The organism is Bacillus inaquosorum (assembly GCF_023238325.1).
In the GTDB taxonomy this organism is placed as follows: Bacteria; Bacillota; Bacilli; order Bacillales; family Bacillaceae; genus Bacillus; species Bacillus inaquosorum.
Genome location: NZ_CP096592.1, coordinates 3,732,796 through 3,750,882, shown reverse-complemented (window position 1 = coordinate 3,750,882; position 18,087 = coordinate 3,732,796). Strand labels below are relative to the sequence as shown.

The following is an 18,087-nucleotide window of genomic DNA, read 5'->3' as shown; positions in this document are numbered from 1 at the left end:
AGTCTGAGCGTTATTCTGCAATAGACACTTTTCCTTCAGCCTCAGCAGGTTTTTTCTGGCTCCACGCATAGAGAAGCAGAGCAATCAGAACGAACAGCCCCGCTGATAAATAAATGGCAGAGAAGCCGGCAGATGCTACAAACAATCCGAATACATACGACCCTACAGCAATTCCGCTGTCAAAGAAGGTAAAGAACGTTGCCGTCGCAAAACCTGAGCGGTGAGCCGGAGATTTCTGGATCGCCAATGTTTGCATACAAGGAACGATTGATCCGTATCCGAGACCGATAACCGCTCCTGAAAGCAGAAGCATCAAGCCGCTATGTGTGAAGGACAGCATGCAGAGCCCCACTGAGAAAATCAAGATTGATGGGTAAATGACAATGCCCGGTCCGACTTTGTCGAACAATTTTCCTGTGAATGGGCGTGCAATCATCATTGTCACCGCAAAGCAAACAAAGAAATATCCGCTGATATTCGAAAGATCAACTGATTTGGCGAATACAGACAAATACGCTGTGACAGTTGAATAACAGAAAGAAATAAATAAACCGACCGTCGCAATCTTAAGTGCGCCTTTTTCAAACATATCCGAGAACGAAAAACGAAATACAGTTGTGCCGCTGTCTTGGTTTTGGGGCACCTTTATCAAGAACGAAACAAGTAAGCCTGCAACCATAAACAGCGCAAAGGCTGTAAAGAATACAGAGAAGCTTACGACCTTCATCAAATTCAGTCCAAGGAAAGGCCCGATTGCCATGGCGAGGTTCATAGACATGGCAAAGTATCCAAGCCCTTCACCGCGGCGTTTGGCTGGAATAATGTCCGCTGCAATTGCACCTGTTACAGTCGTTAAAATGCTGAACCAAATCCCTTGGAAGAACCGCAAGCCGAGCAATAAGTATAAATTATGAATCGGCATATACAGAAAAGATGAAAGGGCGAATAAAGCCATTGATACAATCGCCATTCTTTTCTTGCCGAAACGCTCAACGATGGCTCCGGAGAAAGGCCGTGTAATGATTGCTGACAGAAGGAACAGGCTGATTAAAAGCCCGCCTTGTGATTCTGTGCCGCCAAGCTCTTGAAGCGTATAGATCGGCAGTACAGTTAAAAATGTATAAAAGAACACAAACACAAATAAATTGACAAGCAGGACCATAATAAAATCCTTGGTCCATATCGCATCCGCTTTTTTCAAATGTATGTCACTTCCTTATTTTCATTGTTGTAAAAACATGCGAAATAAATGAGAAAAAGCTTCCTTATCTTCATCCCGGAAATCTGCAAGCAGTTCTTCCTCGAATTTCAGCATTTTCACATTGATTTCTTCGTATTTTTTCTCGGCTTCTTTTGTGAGGACAACAAGTTTTTCCCGTTTGTCTTCACCTTGCCGTCTCTGAACCCAGCCGTTTTCCTCCAGGCGTTTGATCGTCCGTGTTACAGTCGGCGCTTCCACATTTAAATAGGACCAAATCTCTTTTTGAGTCATTGGTCCGATCGTACGCAAACAATATAAAACTGACCATTGAGATGAATAAAGGCCGAATGGCTCCAGCTGTTCATTGGCTTTCTTGGCAATCAGGCGGGCGCTTTGGTTGATTTGATGAATGAGGTGTCTGTTGACGTAGGTCATTTCGGTCTCCTTCTAAAAAAACTTACCTAAGTAACTAATTGCTTTTTTTATTTTACAGGAGCGCTGAATGGATGTAAAGATAAAAATTTAGTGACGCGAAATAGTTTGCCGAAGCTGAAAAAGTTCGTTTCACCCCTTGTCCTTATTGAGTTTTTAGCATATTCCCAAAAGAATGCTAATACACTGTTACAAACCTAACAAAGAGAGTGTTTGAGGTGAGGGATCGTGGGCACATTTCACAAACTTACTTTTAAAACCATACAACGAAGAAGCGGCATAATGAATGACTCTTTACAGAATACGGATCTCATTTCACACTTCTCACATCCATTTTAGGGAGGTCGAGTGGTGTGCACGATTACATCAAAGAGCGAACAATCAAGATAGGGAAGTACATCGTGGAGACAAAGAAAACCGTTCGTGTCATTGCGAAGGAATTTGGTGTTTCCAAAAGTACAGTACACAAGGATTTAACAGAGCGTCTGCCTGAAATTAACCCTGACTTGGCAAACGAAGTGAAAGAAATACTCGATTATCATAAATCCATCAGGCATTTAAGAGGAGGAGAAGCGACAAAACTCAAATATAAAAAAGATGAAATTCTCGAAGGAGAGCCTGTTCAGCAATCATAATCACCTGCTATCATCAGCTGGCATTGTCTTCTTGAAATCGTTCATAAAACATCCGCAAAAAATTGTAAAGAACTTAATGCGCTTCCAACTTTTTTTCTATATTTTATGATAATATATATAATTAGGGCACAATGTGGATATTTACTGTGAAACAGATTTTCAAGGAGGATATAAATAGATGTTTGCAAGGGATATTGGTATTGACCTCGGTACTGCAAATGTACTGATCCATGTTAAAGGTAAAGGAATTGTTCTGAATGAACCTTCCGTAGTAGCACTTGATAAAAACAGCGGCAAAGTGCTGGCGGTTGGCGAAGAGGCAAGACGAATGGTTGGACGTACACCTGGGAATATTGTTGCGATTCGCCCGCTGAAAGACGGAGTTATTGCTGATTTTGAAGTAACAGAAGCAATGCTGAAGCATTTTATTAACAAGCTGAATGTAAAGGGCTTGTTCTCAAAACCGCGCATGCTCATTTGCTGCCCGACGAATATTACATCCGTTGAGCAAAAAGCAATCAAAGAAGCTGCAGAAAAAAGCGGCGGTAAACATGTATACCTTGAAGAAGAACCTAAAGTTGCCGCTATCGGCGCGGGTATGGAAATATTCCAGCCAAGCGGTAACATGGTTGTAGACATCGGAGGCGGGACGACGGATATCGCGGTTATTTCAATGGGCGATATTGTCACCTCCTCTTCTATTAAAATGGCTGGGGACAAGTTTGACATGGAAATCTTAAATTACATCAAACGCGAGTACAAGCTGCTGATCGGCGAACGTACTGCGGAAGATATTAAGATTAAAGTCGCAACGGTTTTCCCAGACGCACGTCACGAAGAAATTTCCATTCGTGGACGGGACATGGTTTCCGGTCTTCCAAGAACAATTACAGTAAACAGTAAAGAAGTTGAAGAAGCCCTTCGTGAATCTGTCGCTGTTATTGTGCAGGCTGCGAAACAAGTGCTTGAAAGAACACCGCCTGAACTTTCCGCTGATATTATTGACCGCGGCGTTATTATTACTGGCGGAGGCGCACTCTTAAACGGCCTTGACCAGCTGCTTGCTGAAGAGCTGAAGGTACCGGTCCTCGTCGCTGAAAATCCTATGGATTGCGTAGCCATCGGCACAGGTGTCATGCTTGATAATATGGACAAGCTTCCTAAACGCAAACTAAGCTGATTTCACAAACCTCATTCTGAAAAAGAATGGGGTTTTTTTATGAAAAAGCCTTCACGAATGGATAATATATGACGATAATAGGATAAAATACTGATTTTTATCATAGAACGAACGTTCCTATATGACAACTGGAAAAAATGCCATTTTAGAGGTGGGAAATTTGTTAAAAGGATTATATACAGCAACATCCGCAATGATTGCCCAGCAGCGAAGAACGGAAATGCTTTCAAATAATATTGCAAATGCAAATACATCCGGATATAAAGCAGATCAAGGCTCCATGCGCGCGTTCCCTGAGATGCTGCTCAACAGAATAGAATCAAAATCTCCGGCCGGAACAACGAGGACGGAAGTCGGTTCCGTGAATACCGGTGTGTATATGCAGGAACTTAAGCCTCTTTTCACACAGGGAAGCCTGAAGCCCACAGATCAGCCTACAGATATCACATTGGTTGAAAATCAAGTTCCGGTTCATGCGGAAACCAATGAAAACGCGGCTCTTTTTTATCCGGTTCAGACAGCGGACGGAATCCGTTATTCAAAAAGCAGCACATTTTCACTAAATGAGAATAATCAGCTGACGATCAACGGAAATCCTATTTTATCAACGGATGGCCAGCCAATCACTGTGGATAATGAAAATTTTACTGTATCTGAAAACGGTACTGTGACAACGAACGGACGGACAGCCGGCCAGATTGATGTCAGAATGGCGGAGGATGTCCGCAACCTGAAACGGGACGGAAATAACTTGTACAGCACCGCGGACGGAACTGATCTGCCAAGCGCAGCTGATAATAACCAGGTATCCTATTCATTAAAACAAGGCGTCTCTGAGCTTTCAAACGTGGATGTGACAAGCGCCTATACAGAAATGACTGAAGCGTACAGATCGTTTGAGGCCAATCAGAAGGTTATTCAAGCTTACGATAAAAGTATGGATAAAGCAGCTAATGAAATCGGAAAAATCTAAGATAACGGAAGAAAAAACGGGGGACATCAACTATGCTCAGGTCAATGCTAACGGCATCAACAACCTTAAACCAGCTGCAGCAGCAGATTGACACAATCAGCAGCAACCTTTCAAACAGCAACACAACCGGCTATAAGGCAAAAGATACGAATTTTTCTGAGCTAGTCAGACAGCAATTCGATCAGGTTGATGAAAAAAATGAGGAAGTGGCAAAAGCCCGAAAAACGCCGCCCGGCTTGCGCCTCGGCGTCGGAGCGATGATGAATTCACGCCTTGTATCTGATCAAGGAAGCATTCAGAAGACGGATCGCGATCTGGATATCGCGTTTACGTCTCCATACCAATATCTTCAGGTGAACGTGAATGGAAACCGGCAGTATACGAGAGACGGAGCGCTGTACTTAACGCCGTCAGCTGCGAATGCCAACCAGCTTCAGCTCGTTACTGGTAATGGGTATCCGGTGCTTGATGAAAACGGAAATACAGTCAACATCGACAGCTCAATGAAGAATATCACCATCAATAAAAACGGCACCTTAACCGCATCTGACGGAAACGCAGTACAGCAGTTTAATCTCGGGGTTGTCCAAGTGAATAACCCTCAAGAGCTGAAATCGGAAGGGAATAACCTTTTCTCTATTGATAATGCGGCAGCTTTTGAAGAGCTGAATGGCGCGAATAGACAAAACATCGGCATGCAGCAGGGCTCGCTTGAGATGTCTAATGTCGATATTTCTGAACAAATGACAGATTTGATCACGTCCCAGCGTTCATATCAGCTGAACAGCAGAACGATTACAATGGGAGATCAAATGCTCGGTTTAATTAATTCAGTCAGATAAAAAGAAATGGGCGTTTTCAATCAGCCGCGCATGATAAAAAAAGCGGCTTTTTCGAAATCGTCCTTTTTTTTGTAGTATTCCGTGATATCTTCTAAAAGCACCTCTAAATCCACCCACGCTTCAATTTTTTCTAATTCAAGCACATATTCAAGCAGCTGATCATAGGGGTCTTCAACTGATGTGTAGAGCGCTTCAAGCGTTTTTAATTTTAAGTAAATGGTTTGAATGTCTACCTTTTCAGATAATTCTTTCCCTTTTTCCAGGACGGCTTTCGCTTCTGTGACCTTTCCTGTTTTAAAAAGCGCTCTGACAGATTCGTACACACAATGCAGATACGAGACTGGAGAATTCGTTTCAAATTCTTGATTCTTTAATACCTTTTTAAAGTAAAGAAGCGCTTCCTGGTCTTTTTTTTCGGTTGCTTTTAAAAAGCCAAGGTTATAATAAGCGTGGCATAGCAGGTTTTCGTCATGTAATTGCTGGGTTTTCCTAATGATGTCTTTGAAAAGCTGTTCAGCTTTTTCGTAGCGTTCTTGATCAATATAATTAACGGCGAGCAAAAGCTTGCAGGTGATCACCTTTTTTATATAGCCGAATTGATGTAAATAGATGTGTAATGCTTTTTTGACGTATTGGATGGAAAGCGGCGGTGATTTCATCAAGTAATAGGCGCCGGCGGTTTGATAATATAAATCAGCGGCTTCAAACGTATTTTGAATGGCGGCCAGGTACTGTTCAGCTTTTTTAAAATGATTCACTGCATGTTTCGGAGCTGTTTTTACCATTTCGTATAGTCCTGAGAAAAAATACAGATAATATTTCAATTCATCATCCATTTTGTCTTCCAGACCGTACAGATCATCGAACAATGAATCAAGTCCGTTCTGGTTTTCAAAAAGCAGCTGATGGCGGGCCTGAAACAATTGATAACGCATCCAAAGTTTTGTATTCTTTTTGAGCTTCGGAAGGTGCTGGTCAATTTTCTCTTTCAGTGTGCAAACGTGATTCATTTTGCGTTTGCTCATTGCGGAGTACCACTCGTCTAACATGTTTTGCATCCTTTTTTCAATAAACTTCGAAATCATTTTCCTACCTCTTTGCTATTGGTAAAATCTATAATTATCATATCATAACTTTTGACGGCTCTCATTGACAGTTGGTTACATTTTAGCGCGGTTGAAAAAGAGATTAATTCATAATATACTTTTCAAATGTACAGATTGGATCTTTTATGATTGCTATACATACTAATGCAGATGAAGGAGATGTCAAGAGAATGCTTGATACTCAGCAAATTAAAGAAATTATTCCTCACCGTTATCCGTTTTTGCTTGTAGACCGGATTACGGAAGTTGAAGAGGGCAAACGGGCAAAAGGCTATAAAAATGTAACTGCTAATGAAGAGTTCTTTAACGGACATTTTCCACAGTATCCGGTAATGCCCGGCGTATTAATTGTAGAAGCGCTTGCTCAAGTCGGAGCTGTTGCGATGCTGATTAAAGAAGAAAACCGCGGCAGACTGGCGTTCTTTGCGGGCATTGACAATTGCCGGTTTAAAAAACAAGTCAAGCCTGGTGATCAGCTTCATCTTGAGGTTGAAATCACTCGTGCGCGCGGCACAATCGGGCGCGGAAAAGGTATTGCCACAGTTGATGGCGAAGTTGTTTGCGAAGTCGAACTGACTTTTGCTCTCGGAGAATAACTGAAATAAGGCAGATGGGCAGCGGCACATTTGTCTTTTTTCGTTCAAAACATGAAAAAAGCAGGTGATTGTATGTGGAAAGAATTTAAGGCCTTTGCCATGCGCGGGAACATTGTTGACCTCGCAATCGGTGTTGTAATAGGCGGCGCGTTCGGCAAGATTGTCACATCTCTAGTCAATGATATCATCATGCCTTTGGTGGGCTTGCTGCTGGGCGGGCTTGATTTTTCAGGCTTGTCGTTTACGTTTGGCGAAGCTGTAGTGAAGTACGGCAGCTTTATACAGACGATTGTAAACTTCTTAATTATATCGTTCTCCATTTTTATTGTTATTCGGACTTTGAATGGGTTGAGACGCAAAAAAGAAGCAGAGGAAGAGGCGGCGGAGGAAGCGCCGGATGCGCAAGAGGAGCTGCTGAAGGAAATCAGAGATCTGCTGAAGCAGCAAACAAGGTCGCCGGAATAAAAAAGACTGCCGTTCTGAAACGGCGGTCTTTTTTTATTTTCAATTCCTTTCACTTAATGCTGCGGGGTTTTCCGTTGTTTCAGCAAGATGAATAAGCATCGAAACAGAGGTGCCGGCATCCGGAGTGCTGCTGATTTTCAACTCGCTTCCGCAAAAATGTTTCAGCCGCTGGTTGATATTTTTTAATCCGACGCTGCGGTCGAAACCCGAAGATAAGAGATCTTTTCGTTTTTCCGGAGCCATGCCGACACCGTTATCTTCTACTTTGATGTAATACTCGTTCCTGTTTTGTTTTTTAGCTGTCAGCTTGATCCATCCTCCGCCTCTTTTCTTGCTGACGCCGTGAAGAACGGCATTTTCCACCAAGGGCTGAATCATTAAAGGCGGAAGGATAAAGTCAATGTCATTGTCTATATCGAAAAAAACCTCAAGCCGATCGCCGAACCGCGTCTTTTCTATGGAAAGATAGGAACTGATAATAGAAAGCTCATGTTTGAATGAACTGATGGCTGATGTATTTTGGAAGTCGAAACTCATTCTTAAATAGTTGGTAAATTCCTCTGTTACCTCCCGCGCTTTTTCAATATCCAAATGACTGAGAGAAATGATCGTGTTTAATACATTGTAAAGAAAATGAGGTTTGATTTGCGATTGGAGAAATGCCATTTCCATTCTTGTGGCTTGATTTGCTGTATGTTTCATCATAATCAGGTTTTTGATACGCGCCATAAATTCAGAGTAATGATAAGGCTTTTGCAAAATGTCATTCGCTCCGGCATGAAAAGCCTTGTATTTGTCATGGCCGATAATGGCTGCTGTAATCATCAGAACCGGGAGATCAACCATGCTGAATCGTTCGCGAATTCTCATACAGACTTCGAAACCAGTCATATCCGGCATCATCAAGTCCAGAATAACCAAATCAAGCTTGGTGCAAGAGACAACTTCTAATGCCTCCATTCCGTTTTTCGCAGCAATCACATTGTAGGGAACGCCTTCCAGCATATCGATTAAGATTTTTAAACTGTCGATGTTATCATCGACAATCAAAATTGTTGGAGCGTCAATTTTCTCAGAATAATAAGGCGTGCTCATAGAGGTATCTGACATATCTATCCCGGATTGTAAATCAGGAAGACCCTTCTTTGTTTCAGGTACAGGTTCATTTTGAGCAATCGGCAATGTGAAATGGAATGACGAACCTTTTCCCTCTTCCGATTCGACCCAAATGTCTCCGTTTTGTAGCTGAACCAGCTGTTTGACAATACTGAGGCCAAGACCGGCTCCGTCGTCTTTATTTGTTTCGGCTTGCTGAAAAGACTCAAATATGGTTTGGCAATCGGCTTCTGAAATGCCGCTTCCGGTATCCGTTACTGTCACCTTGATCATGTTATCGTTCAGTCTTGAAGCAGAAAGTGTAATTTGGCCCTCCGCTGTATACTTGATTGCATTGTCTACTAGATTGGTTACAATTTGCCGAAAGCGGTTTTCATCTGTGAGTACCAAAGGAAGGCCGGCTGGAATATGATTTATAATGTTCAAGTTTTTATGTCTGGACAAGAGATTGTAGAAATTCATTTCCGAACAGATTAAAGTATAAATATCCACAGGAACCGGGTGAATCTGAAGCATGCCTTGCTTTATTTTTTCTAAATCCAGAATGTCATTCACCAGATTGGACAGCCTGTAGCCCATGCGGATGACAAGCTGCATGTTTTCTTTCTCTTCTTCTATCGTTCTTTTTCCTTTGCCGGCCAGCAGCGTTTGGCATATATTAATAATGCTGTTCAGCGGTGTTTTGAATTCATGTGATGTTTTGGCAATAAATTCATCCTTTAGCCGGTCAATTCTGAGCAATTTCCACGACAGCACTTCATTTTCACGGAATGCTCCGGCAAATTGCTGCGCCATCAGCAGAACGATCGCCAGCAAAGCGATAACTGTTGGCAATGAATAAATCGAATTAAAGGAAAAAGCCGTTTTGCCGCTGTAAGCTGAAATGGTGGTTAAAATGACAAAAGCACTCATTGATATAGATGCAATAGTAAGATACAGACTTCCTTCCATTTTGCGGATCGCAGCAATCGTAAAAATATATGTAATATAAACCAGAGTTGAGACGGCTAGCACAGAATGTAAGATGTACGAGGCATGGCCGATAAAACCCACTGTTAAAAAATCTGTGATCAAGACCAGCCCGGAAGAAACAGTGGCAATGCGAATAAAACGCTTTGAAACAATCTCTCTGTAAGCAAAAAAGAGATAGAGAAAAACCGCAATGCTGACGAGCACTGTAGAGATTGCCCTCAATGAATTTAGCAGTGAAAATGAAATTGACGGAAAGAGGAGAAATATAATTCGCTCTTTTCCGATCATCAGAATAATGAACGAAAACAGAAGACACATAACAGAAAAAAACAACAAATGTTTATCTTTTTTTCTTTGCAGGAAAAAGCCCAGAAAATATAATCCGGTAATGAAAAAAGCTGTAATCATGATTGTATCATTCAGAAAGGAAATTTTGTTTTCCCGCACTATTTGCTCCTGGGTGCCAAAAGTAATTGGCTTTGCGATTCCCCATCCCGGCGTTTTTCCGAAGTTTGAAAATTGTACCACAAGTTCATTGTCACCCTTGTGAAGCGTAAAAAAGCTCGTATACGGTCTGTTTTGCGCCGTGAAATCAGGTTTATTTGAAGGGCTGCCGCTCTGTCCAATGGATTGTCCATTGAAATAGATGCGATTTGCACTGTAAATAAACGATGTGCTGATCCCAAAAAGCTGATTATCTTGATTTGATCTGATAATCAGCTTGTACGTTCCGTAATCCACATTGATGCCCTGTTTGGTCACCTTCACATTGCTGGGGACATCAACGAAGACGGGATCTTTTCCTTTTGCTGAAGAAATCTCTTTTGGTGACAGCAGCTGATTGGGATATAATGTCCACTTTCCATTCAGCTGTACATTTCCATCCTTCTGAAAATCCCAGTTTTCCAGATTCATGACCCCATGCCTTGCCGCAGGAAGTGTTGATCCCGAAAAATGGTCAATGCCTATAAAAATCATAAAGAAAGCGGCATAACCAAAAATAATCGATATAAAAATGAATTTTTCTTTCATATCAGTGCTCCTTTATCCCAATAGGATCATTCTTAATTCCCATTTTTTATAAATATTTTAAATGTAAACTTTCAAAAACTACAATAGAAAGAAAAAGAATCCAGATAAAGGGGCAATTTGGCATGATATAATAGAAGTTATTTACTGATATCTCGATTTTACATATAGGGTGTGATGTTTTGTGAAAGCGTTAATTGTTGATGATGAGCACCTGGCATTGCTTCACTTTAAAAATATGCTTGAACGGACAAACGCCTTTCAATCTATTATGGCGTATCAAGATCCGATTGAAGTAATGGAGCATCCTGAGGTTGCTGCTGTAGATGCAGTGTTTCTTGATATTGAAATGCCGGGGGTAAACGGCATTGAGCTTGCTGAAGCGATTCAATCGATGAATGAAAACATCCAAGTCGTTTTCATCACGGCCTATAATGAATTCGCTATCAAAGCGTTTGAGCTGAATGCTATTGATTATTTGTTGAAGCCTGTTATTTACAAGCGGCTTGAGACAACTGTTGAGCGAATCAGAACGAATAACAAGCTTAGAGCATCTATGGAAAATACCGAGGCGCATTATTTGATCCAATGTTTTGGGAACCTGCAGTTTCATCAGATCTTAAAGGAAGTCAAAACAAACATTCCCGTCAAGTGGAGAACGTCCAAAGCACGCGAAATATACACCTTTTTACTTCATAATCAAGGGCGTGTTGTCAGTAAAGACATGCTAATCGATCTTTTTTGGCCTAATTATGATGTCTCAAAAGCAAGCACCCAACTCTACTCTACCATTTATCAGATAAGGAAATTGCTCAGCCAGATCCCTTTCAGCCAAACAATCGAGAAGACCGACACAGGATATATTCTTCGACTTTCAGGCGCAAAAATCGATGTTGTGGAATGGGAACAGTCACTAAAAGAGACGCCCCCGCTCAATACAGCTACATTACATCTGCACATGGATCTTTTCATGTCTTATCAAAATCATTATCTGATGGAGCATGGCTATTTGTGGGCAGAACCGGAAAAGACGCGTCTAGTCCAGCTTTGGCTAGGAAAGGCTTATGAACTGATCGATTTTCTCATTCGTGAAATGAAAGATCATCAAGCGATGGACATTTGCCTGCAGGCCGAGAAAATGGAGCCTTTTGATCATAAAATTATGCAATATAAGCTGCAGCTATTTAACAAAAGCGGGAAGGTAGAAGAGGCGATAAAAGAATATCAGCGCTACAAACAAATGAAGGATCAAATTAATTAAAGTATAAATATAGCAAAAATCCATCTCCAGCCAGTGTGTGTCGATTGCCCTATCGAAGCACACTGGTTTTCTTTTTGTACATGTCATCTTCATGGAAAACCCTCGCCATACGTCTCCATTGAAACTTTAAATCTCCAATTCATTCAGTTTTAGTTGTACAGAATTTGTATAGTTCCATTTCATACAATGTAGTTTGGTTCGGCTTCGTTTTTAAACTCATTCGGCATTAGCAATGGGGGGATGAGACATGATTCTATGGTCTCGCGGATCAATCGGCAAGTGAAAAATAGATATGAAAGGGAGGAATGGAAAGTTGAGAGCGAGGAGTTTTCCCTTAGGGCTGAAGAAAAGCGGGCGGATATTCATGATCATAAGCCTGGCCATCTTTTTCTTCTTCAGCCAGATTGCCAGCTATACTCTTACAGCAGAGGCTGTGGGCGTATCAGCAAGCGACAGACAATTTTTCGATTCAGTGACAGTCAAAGACAGGAATCAGCAGGTTGTTGACGGGTCAAAAGGAAACGAACCGGCATTATCGCCGGGGGATGAAGTGACACTGACATATGATTGGTCATTAAAACATGATAAAGAAGCAGTAAGCGAACAGGACATCAATGTGGAGATACCTAAAAGCTTTACATTTGATAAAGGTGCAGAAGGTGAGATCAAATCTGCTGATCAGGTCATCGGCAGCTATCAAGTGCCAGCGGGCAGCAGCACTCTGACGGTGAAATTAAAAAGTGCAACCGCGGATTCTCCTGATGCCAAGGGGACCATCACACTGCCAGCTAAGTTTACTGCAGATGTAAAAGACGATGAACATACAGTAGCGGCCCTTTTTCAACTAGGGGGAGGCAACACCCAGCAGGTGATCATCCCTGTCAAGAAAGATGAGACACCAGATAACGAGGCGGAAGAGCCAAAAAACGACTCTTCTGATACTGCGGGTGATCAGAAAGGGACAGATGACAAATCTGCACCTTCAGTCAGCAAGGATCAAAAAGAAGAGGAACCAAAACCATCGGCAGACTCTAAGAGCAGTGATTCTCCTAAGAGCGATGATTCAAAAAAAGTGTCATCCTCAAGTCAATCAGCTTTCAGAAGTCTGGAAACTGAAGAAAAACAAATCACGCAACATATTCTAACCGGCGTGACATTGACGGACGAAAACGGAAAGCCATATGACAAGGGCAATCGCGCCGATACGAATTCTCCGGTGAAAATTTCAATTGATTGGGCCTTTCCTGACGATTTAGGAAAAACAATCAATGCCGGCGATAAATATGAATTTGATTTGCCTAAAGAATTTATTATGCATAATGACATTTTGAACCTGCCGTTAGGCGCCGGAGATACCACCTACGGGACATTTTCTATTGATACGAACGGACATGTGGTGATGACATTTAACGGCGAGGTAAAAGAAAGTTCTAATGTCAAAGGCACATTGGTTATCAATACGCAGTTCAACGAGAAAAAAATAACGGGATCGACAACACAAAAGATTCCATTCCCTGTAAATTCCGATACGCCTGAAACAACGGTTTATTTTAAGCCAAATGTGAGTAAAACCATTGATAAATCAGGTGTTCTGGATAAAGGCATCAACCCCGGTAAAGTAACATGGACGGTCGATATCAATAAAAAATTGGATCAAGTCAAAAATGCCAAACTCACGGAAAGCCTTCCAGAGGGCTTAATCTACCGTTCAGTTAAAGTGTATGAACTCAATGTGAACATTGATGGTTCTGTCAGCAAAGGAAATGAAGTTTCTTCCGGCTACAGCGTTGATTCAAAAGGAAACGTCTCATTTGATGGGACAATGGATTCAGCCTACCGCCTTGTATACGAAACTGACATTGACAATGGTGCGAAGCCGAGTGAAGGCGGAAATCTAACGCTGACGAACAAGGCAGCATTCAGCGGAGACAACCTGGAACCCATTTCTGCAGAAGCCACTGTTGCGGCCAAATATGGAAAAATGATCGCGAAATCATCGACAGGCTATGATGGAGAATCTCAAACATTCAGCTGGGCTCTTTCATACAATTACGGTGAGAAACAGATCGACCAATCTAAGGCCAGCATTAAAGATTCTTTTGGAACTGGCGATTTGCATCTTGTGAAAGATTCCTTGAAGGTTATTCCTATTACCTTTGGACAGAACGGCAGCGAGCAAGCGGGAACGCCTTTAAAGGAAGGCGAGGACTATACGCTGATCGATAATGGAAGCGGATTTGAAATCAAATTTAATAAAACCATTACCAGCGCTTACAAAATCACATATCAAACAAAGGTCAACAGCGGAGTGATCATTGATAAATCAACAACATACACCAACAGCGTGGTGACCGGAACAGGTGATTCAAAAGAAGCTTCTGGAATAGCCATTCAGCAGAACCTCATCAAAGGGTATTCAAATGTTGATTATGAGAAGAAGACGGCTGATTGGACGATTACAGTTAATAAAAACAACTATGAGATGAACAATTGGACGCTGGATGATCAATTCGAAAGCGGCGGATTGGTTCTGATTGATGACTCGTTCAAAATTCAAGACATAACGAACAACAAAACATTGCAAAAAGACAAAGATTACACGTTGACAAAAAAACCCGGCCATAAAGGCTTTACTTTGGCATTGATCGGGGATTATAAAAAAACAGACAGTCAATTTAAGATCACTTACACAACAACATTCAATGCTGATTATTCTAACGAAAGCGTCAAGAATACAGCTCAGTCAACATGGACTGATCAAAACGGCAACGAGCGCACGAATAAGGTATCAAGCGGTTTTACGCCGAATCATCAGACTACAAACAATGGTTTCAAAAACGGTTCATACAACGCGGTTTCAAAGGAAATCACATGGAAAATCGGCGTCAATTATAATGGCGAGCCGATGAAAAACCCTTATATCAAAGATGTCATAACAGATCCTCAGCAATTTGTGCCGGGTTCCGTTGTGGTTAAGAGCTATACGATCAATAAAAACGGCTCCATCACAGAAGGAGACGCACTTGATCCTTCCAAGTATGATGTCGAAGAACCTTCTGCGAATAATGAACGCACTCTGACGGTACACCTTAAAACAGGCGATTCTGTACCATACCTGATTGAGTTTAAGACATCACTCAAGGGGCAGGTCATTGATCAGAACCAGTACACAAACAAAGCAACATACTATAATGACGGTTATGCAGACCGCACGTTGACGGGCTCTGTTTCAGTTACGAACGGAGGAAATCTGGTTTTCAAAGGCGGCAAACAAAATGGAAGCTACATCGATTGGAACATTAATGTCAACTCCAGCCAATCAACGCTGGATGACGTAAAAGTTACTGACACGCCGGATGAAAATCAAATACTAGATGCAGATTCTTTTAAAGTATATCAAGCAAAATATGATGAAAACGGTGTGGTCAAAGACAGCAGCGGAAATCTGACCGCGGGCGATGTCGAGCTTCAAAAAGACAAAGATTACACGTTAGACATCAAAACCAACAATACAACAGGTGAACAATCGTTTGTCCTGACATTCATAGGCAGCTATAAGCAAATTGACCGTGCCTATGTGATCAAATACCGGTCTCTGATTAACATAGCCGGCACGAACGGCCACGTTAAAAATAAGGTGTCCATTTCGGGAACAAATGTGAAGGAGCAGACGCAGGAAAACAGCAGCTCGATCTTTGTTGCCATTTCAAGCGGCGACGGTTCCGGATCTGGAGAAAAAGGAAGCCTGACGATCTTTAAAACAGGTGAGGACGATAAAGCTCTAGAAGGAGCAGACTTTCAATTATGGTCTGAGGACGCCAAGCAGCTCCTGCGCAAGGGCACGACAGATGCTGGCGGGAAACTTACATTCGGAAATATCCGCTACGGTTCCTACGTATTAAAAGAAGTAAAAGCGCCTGACGGATATACGATCAGCGATGCTTATGTAAAAGGGGTCCCTGTAAAGATAGACAGCAATTCCTCTAAGACAGGAGCGCTGTACAAAGTCGTAAATCAACAGAACAAGGTGACGCTTATCAAACAAGATGAACAACATAAGCCTTTGGCGGGTGCTGTTTTCAAGCTGGAGAAAAAGTCAAATGACGGCACCTATACTCTCATACGAACTGATATAAAATCTGATAAAAACGGGAAAGTGGAAATGAACGGTTTGCCGGCGGGCTACTATCGCCTGACAGAAACGAAAGCTCCGGCAGGCTTTATCGTGAATACAAAAGCGATTCACTTCTCCATCGCAAAAAATGAACAGAATCAATTGTCCGACGTTAATTTGGGAGCAATGACCAACTACCAAGGAAAAGTCTCTCTGACGAAGGAAAATGCTGAGGGCGAGAAACTTGAAGGCGCAGTATTCAACATTGTCGATCAGGATGGAAATACCGTTCAAGAGGGGCTGACCTCGAATAAGGACGGAAAAATAGAGGCTTCGGGCCTTGCACCGGGACGCTACGCTTTTGTTGAAACGAAAGCGCCATCCGGCTATGTGCTGAACACGGAGAAAAAAGAATTTACGATCTCAGAATCAGCAGCAGGAAAGCCAGAATCCGCAGATGCCGGGATTGCCGTGAACGATAAAGGTGCAGTTGAGTTAACGAAGGAAGATGGCGGCGGCCAGAAACTTGAAGGAGCCGTCTTTAAGATTATCGATAAGGAAGGGAAAACGGTTCAAGAAGAGCTGGCATCGGATAAAAACGGTAGAGTCACAGCTTCAGGCCTTGCGCCGGGCCGCTATGCTTTTGTCGAAACGAAAGCGCCATCCGGCTATGTGTTAAACACGGAAAAAATAGAGTTCACGATTTCTGAATCAGCAGCAGGAAAGCCTGAACCAGCAAAAGCCGGGATCGCCATTAACTATAAAGGCGCAGTTGAGCTGACGAAGGAAAATGCTGAAGGCCAAAAACTTGAAGGAGCCGTCTTTAAAATCATTGACCAGGAAGGAAATACGGTTCAAGAAGAGCTGACTTCCGATAAAGACGGGAACATCACAGCTTCAGGCCTTGCGCCGGGCCGTTACGCCTTTGTTGAAACAAAAGCGCCATCCGGTTATGTGTTAAACACGGAGAAAAAAGAGTTTACCATTTCTGAATCAGCAGCAGGGAAGCCAGGATCTGCAGAAGCCGGGATCGCCGTAAACGATAAAGGCTCGGTTCAGCTGACGAAGGAAGATCAAGATGGAAAAGGCTTAGCCGGCGCAGTATTCAAAATCACTGACAGCAATGGGGAAACTGTGAGAGACGATCTAGTCTCAAAAGAAGACGGCAAAATTGAAGTTGACGGGTTAGCACCGGGAAGCTATCAATTTATTGAAAAAGAGGCGCCGGATGGATATCTTTTATCCGAAAAACCAGTGTCATTCACCATTAAAGCTGAATATAGCGGCAAACCTGAACAAGTGAAAGTGACAGCGGTTAATATCAAGAACCTTGTTGTTCTCACCAAAGTGGATCAGCATGATAATAATAAAGTTCTGCAAGGCGCGGAGTTCAATCTGACAGACGCCAACGGAAAAGTGCTGAAATCCGGCTTGACGACGGATGAAAAAGGTCAAATTACCGTGCACGGCCTTAAAGCTGGCGAATATCAGTTTGTCGAAACAAAAGCGCCTAAGGATTATCATTTGGATCAAACACCTATATCGTTCAAGATTACAAATACAGAAACGAAACCAATCGACATCACCGTGGAGAACATATTGGCACCAGGTGACGTGAATGTGACGAAAGTGGATCAAGACGATAAAAATACAGTTTTGGCGGGCGCTGAATTCAAGTTATTGGACGCAAGCGGCAAGCCTGTAAAAACTGACGGCTTTGGCAAAGAGCTGCCTGAACTCTGGAAAACAGATAATAAGGGGCAGTTCACAGTAAAAGGCCTTGCGCCGGGAAGCTATCAGTTTATTGAAACGAAGGCACCCGAAGGTTACAAACTAGATGAAACACCGATCGAATTCACAATTGAAAAAGGACAGTCAAAAGCTGTAGAGATCGTTGTTTCTAATCAAAAAGTAAAAATGCCAACACCTGACAAACCTGACAAACCTGCACCGGGTGGAAATGTGAAGGAAGATGGACATCATTCGAAAACCAATGGTACATCGGGTGATTCGAAAACAGAAAATCCCCTTCCGAAAACCGGAGATGCGGACAGCACGCTGACAGTAATGATCGGTATTCTGCTGCTTATGGCAGGCGGAGGCTTAGCTGTTGCCTCAAGAAAGAAGCAAAGAAAGGGATAAATATGAAAGCACCTGATCATTGA

The 18,087-nt window shown here is 42.4% G+C and carries 13 protein-coding genes and 1 pseudogene; 9 read left to right on the top strand and 5 right to left on the bottom strand.

The features are described from left to right. Positions 1-10 precede the first annotated feature (10 nt). Together M1M80_RS18980 and M1M80_RS18975 are read right to left on the bottom strand one after the other, a co-directional pair. A complete protein-coding gene (locus M1M80_RS18980; RefSeq protein WP_060399671.1) occupies positions 11-1,201 on the bottom strand; it encodes an MFS transporter in 1,191 nt (396 codons plus the stop codon). A gap of 21 nt (positions 1,202-1,222) precedes the next feature. Further along, a complete protein-coding gene (locus M1M80_RS18975; protein ID WP_003235672.1) occupies positions 1,223-1,636 on the bottom strand; it encodes a MarR family winged helix-turn-helix transcriptional regulator in 414 nt (137 codons plus the stop codon). Positions 1,637-1,861: 225 nt separating this feature from the next. Between M1M80_RS18975 and M1M80_RS18970 the strand changes: the two genes are divergently transcribed. The 5 genes from M1M80_RS18970 (at position 1,862) to flhP (ending at position 5,263) form a co-directional block, all read left to right on the top strand. Next, a complete protein-coding gene (locus tag M1M80_RS18970) occupies positions 1,862-1,972 on the top strand; it encodes a protein usd (protein WP_080010888.1) in 111 nt (36 codons plus the stop codon). A gap of 14 nt (positions 1,973-1,986) precedes the next feature. Then, positions 1,987-2,268 (top strand): sporulation transcriptional regulator SpoIIID, encoded by a 282-nt coding sequence (spoIIID, locus tag M1M80_RS18965; RefSeq protein ID WP_003221804.1) that lies wholly within the window; start codon positions 1,987-1,989, stop codon positions 2,266-2,268. A gap of 178 nt (positions 2,269-2,446) precedes the next feature. Beyond that, positions 2,447-3,448 (top strand): cell shape-determining protein Mbl, encoded by a 1,002-nt coding sequence (mbl, locus tag M1M80_RS18960; RefSeq protein WP_003227776.1) that lies wholly within the window; start codon positions 2,447-2,449, stop codon positions 3,446-3,448. Between the two features lie 160 nt (positions 3,449-3,608). After that, a complete protein-coding gene (flhO, locus tag M1M80_RS18955; RefSeq protein WP_060399670.1) occupies positions 3,609-4,421 on the top strand; it encodes a flagellar hook-basal body complex protein FlhO in 813 nt (270 codons plus the stop codon). A 32-nt stretch (positions 4,422-4,453) separates the two neighbouring features. Continuing rightward, positions 4,454-5,263 (top strand): flagellar hook-basal body complex protein FlhP, encoded by an 810-nt coding sequence (flhP, locus tag M1M80_RS18950; protein ID WP_060399669.1) that lies wholly within the window; start codon positions 4,454-4,456, stop codon positions 5,261-5,263. 20 nt (positions 5,264-5,283) lie between these two features. On the opposite strand, the gene rapD is transcribed toward flhP, so the two are convergent. Continuing rightward, entirely contained in the window at positions 5,284-6,348 is a 1,065-nt protein-coding gene (rapD, locus tag M1M80_RS18945) for an aspartate phosphatase RapD (RefSeq protein WP_003235665.1), read from the bottom strand. Between the two features lie 191 nt (positions 6,349-6,539). Between rapD and fabZ the strand changes: the two genes are divergently transcribed. Continuing rightward, on the top strand, positions 6,540-6,965 hold the full coding sequence (gene fabZ, locus M1M80_RS18940) for a 3-hydroxyacyl-ACP dehydratase FabZ (RefSeq protein ID WP_060399668.1): 426 nt from the start codon (positions 6,540-6,542) through the stop codon (positions 6,963-6,965). 72 nt (positions 6,966-7,037) lie between these two features. Then, positions 7,038-7,430, top strand: coding sequence for a large conductance mechanosensitive channel protein MscL (gene mscL / locus M1M80_RS18935; protein WP_029316919.1), 393 nt, complete (start codon positions 7,038-7,040; stop codon positions 7,428-7,430). 39 nt (positions 7,431-7,469) lie between these two features. Here the strand turns inward: mscL and M1M80_RS18930 are convergent, their stop codons facing one another. Further along, entirely contained in the window at positions 7,470-8,435 is a 966-nt protein-coding gene (locus M1M80_RS18930) for a histidine kinase (RefSeq protein ID WP_248596985.1), read from the bottom strand. A gap of 177 nt (positions 8,436-8,612) precedes the next feature. After that, positions 8,613-9,926, bottom strand: a pseudogene (locus M1M80_RS18925) (sensor histidine kinase); the annotation flags it as partial. Positions 9,927-10,731: 805 nt separating this feature from the next. Between M1M80_RS18925 and M1M80_RS18920 the strand changes: the two are divergent. Together M1M80_RS18920 and M1M80_RS18915 are read left to right on the top strand one after the other, a co-directional pair. Beyond that, the gene (locus M1M80_RS18920; protein ID WP_060399666.1) at positions 10,732-11,808 is read left to right on the top strand and encodes a response regulator; all 1,077 of its coding nucleotides are present in this window, start codon (positions 10,732-10,734) and stop codon (positions 11,806-11,808) included. Between the two features lie 313 nt (positions 11,809-12,121). Then, the gene (locus M1M80_RS18915; protein WP_060399665.1) at positions 12,122-18,064 is read left to right on the top strand and encodes a SpaA isopeptide-forming pilin-related protein; all 5,943 of its coding nucleotides are present in this window, start codon (positions 12,122-12,124) and stop codon (positions 18,062-18,064) included. The last annotated feature ends 23 nt before the right edge of the window (positions 18,065-18,087 follow it).

Bases quoted from the DNA above. Each gene is read 5' to 3' on its own strand.
- M1M80_RS18975 (WP_003235672.1), bottom strand. From the start codon at position 1,636: ATGACCTACGTCAACAGACACCTCATTCATCAAATCAACCAAAGCGCC.
- mbl (WP_003227776.1), top strand. From the start codon at position 2,447: ATGTTTGCAAGGGATATTGGTATTGACCTCGGTACTGCAAATGTACTG.
- flhP (WP_060399669.1), top strand. From the start codon at position 4,454: ATGCTCAGGTCAATGCTAACGGCATCAACAACCTTAAACCAGCTGCAG.
- rapD (WP_003235665.1), bottom strand. From the start codon at position 6,348: ATGATTTCGAAGTTTATTGAAAAAAGGATGCAAAACATGTTAGACGAG.
- fabZ (WP_060399668.1), top strand. From the start codon at position 6,540: ATGCTTGATACTCAGCAAATTAAAGAAATTATTCCTCACCGTTATCCG.
- mscL (WP_029316919.1), top strand. From the start codon at position 7,038: ATGTGGAAAGAATTTAAGGCCTTTGCCATGCGCGGGAACATTGTTGAC.
- M1M80_RS18930 (WP_248596985.1), bottom strand. From the start codon at position 8,435: ATGCTGGAAGGCGTTCCCTACAATGTGATTGCTGCGAAAAACGGAATG.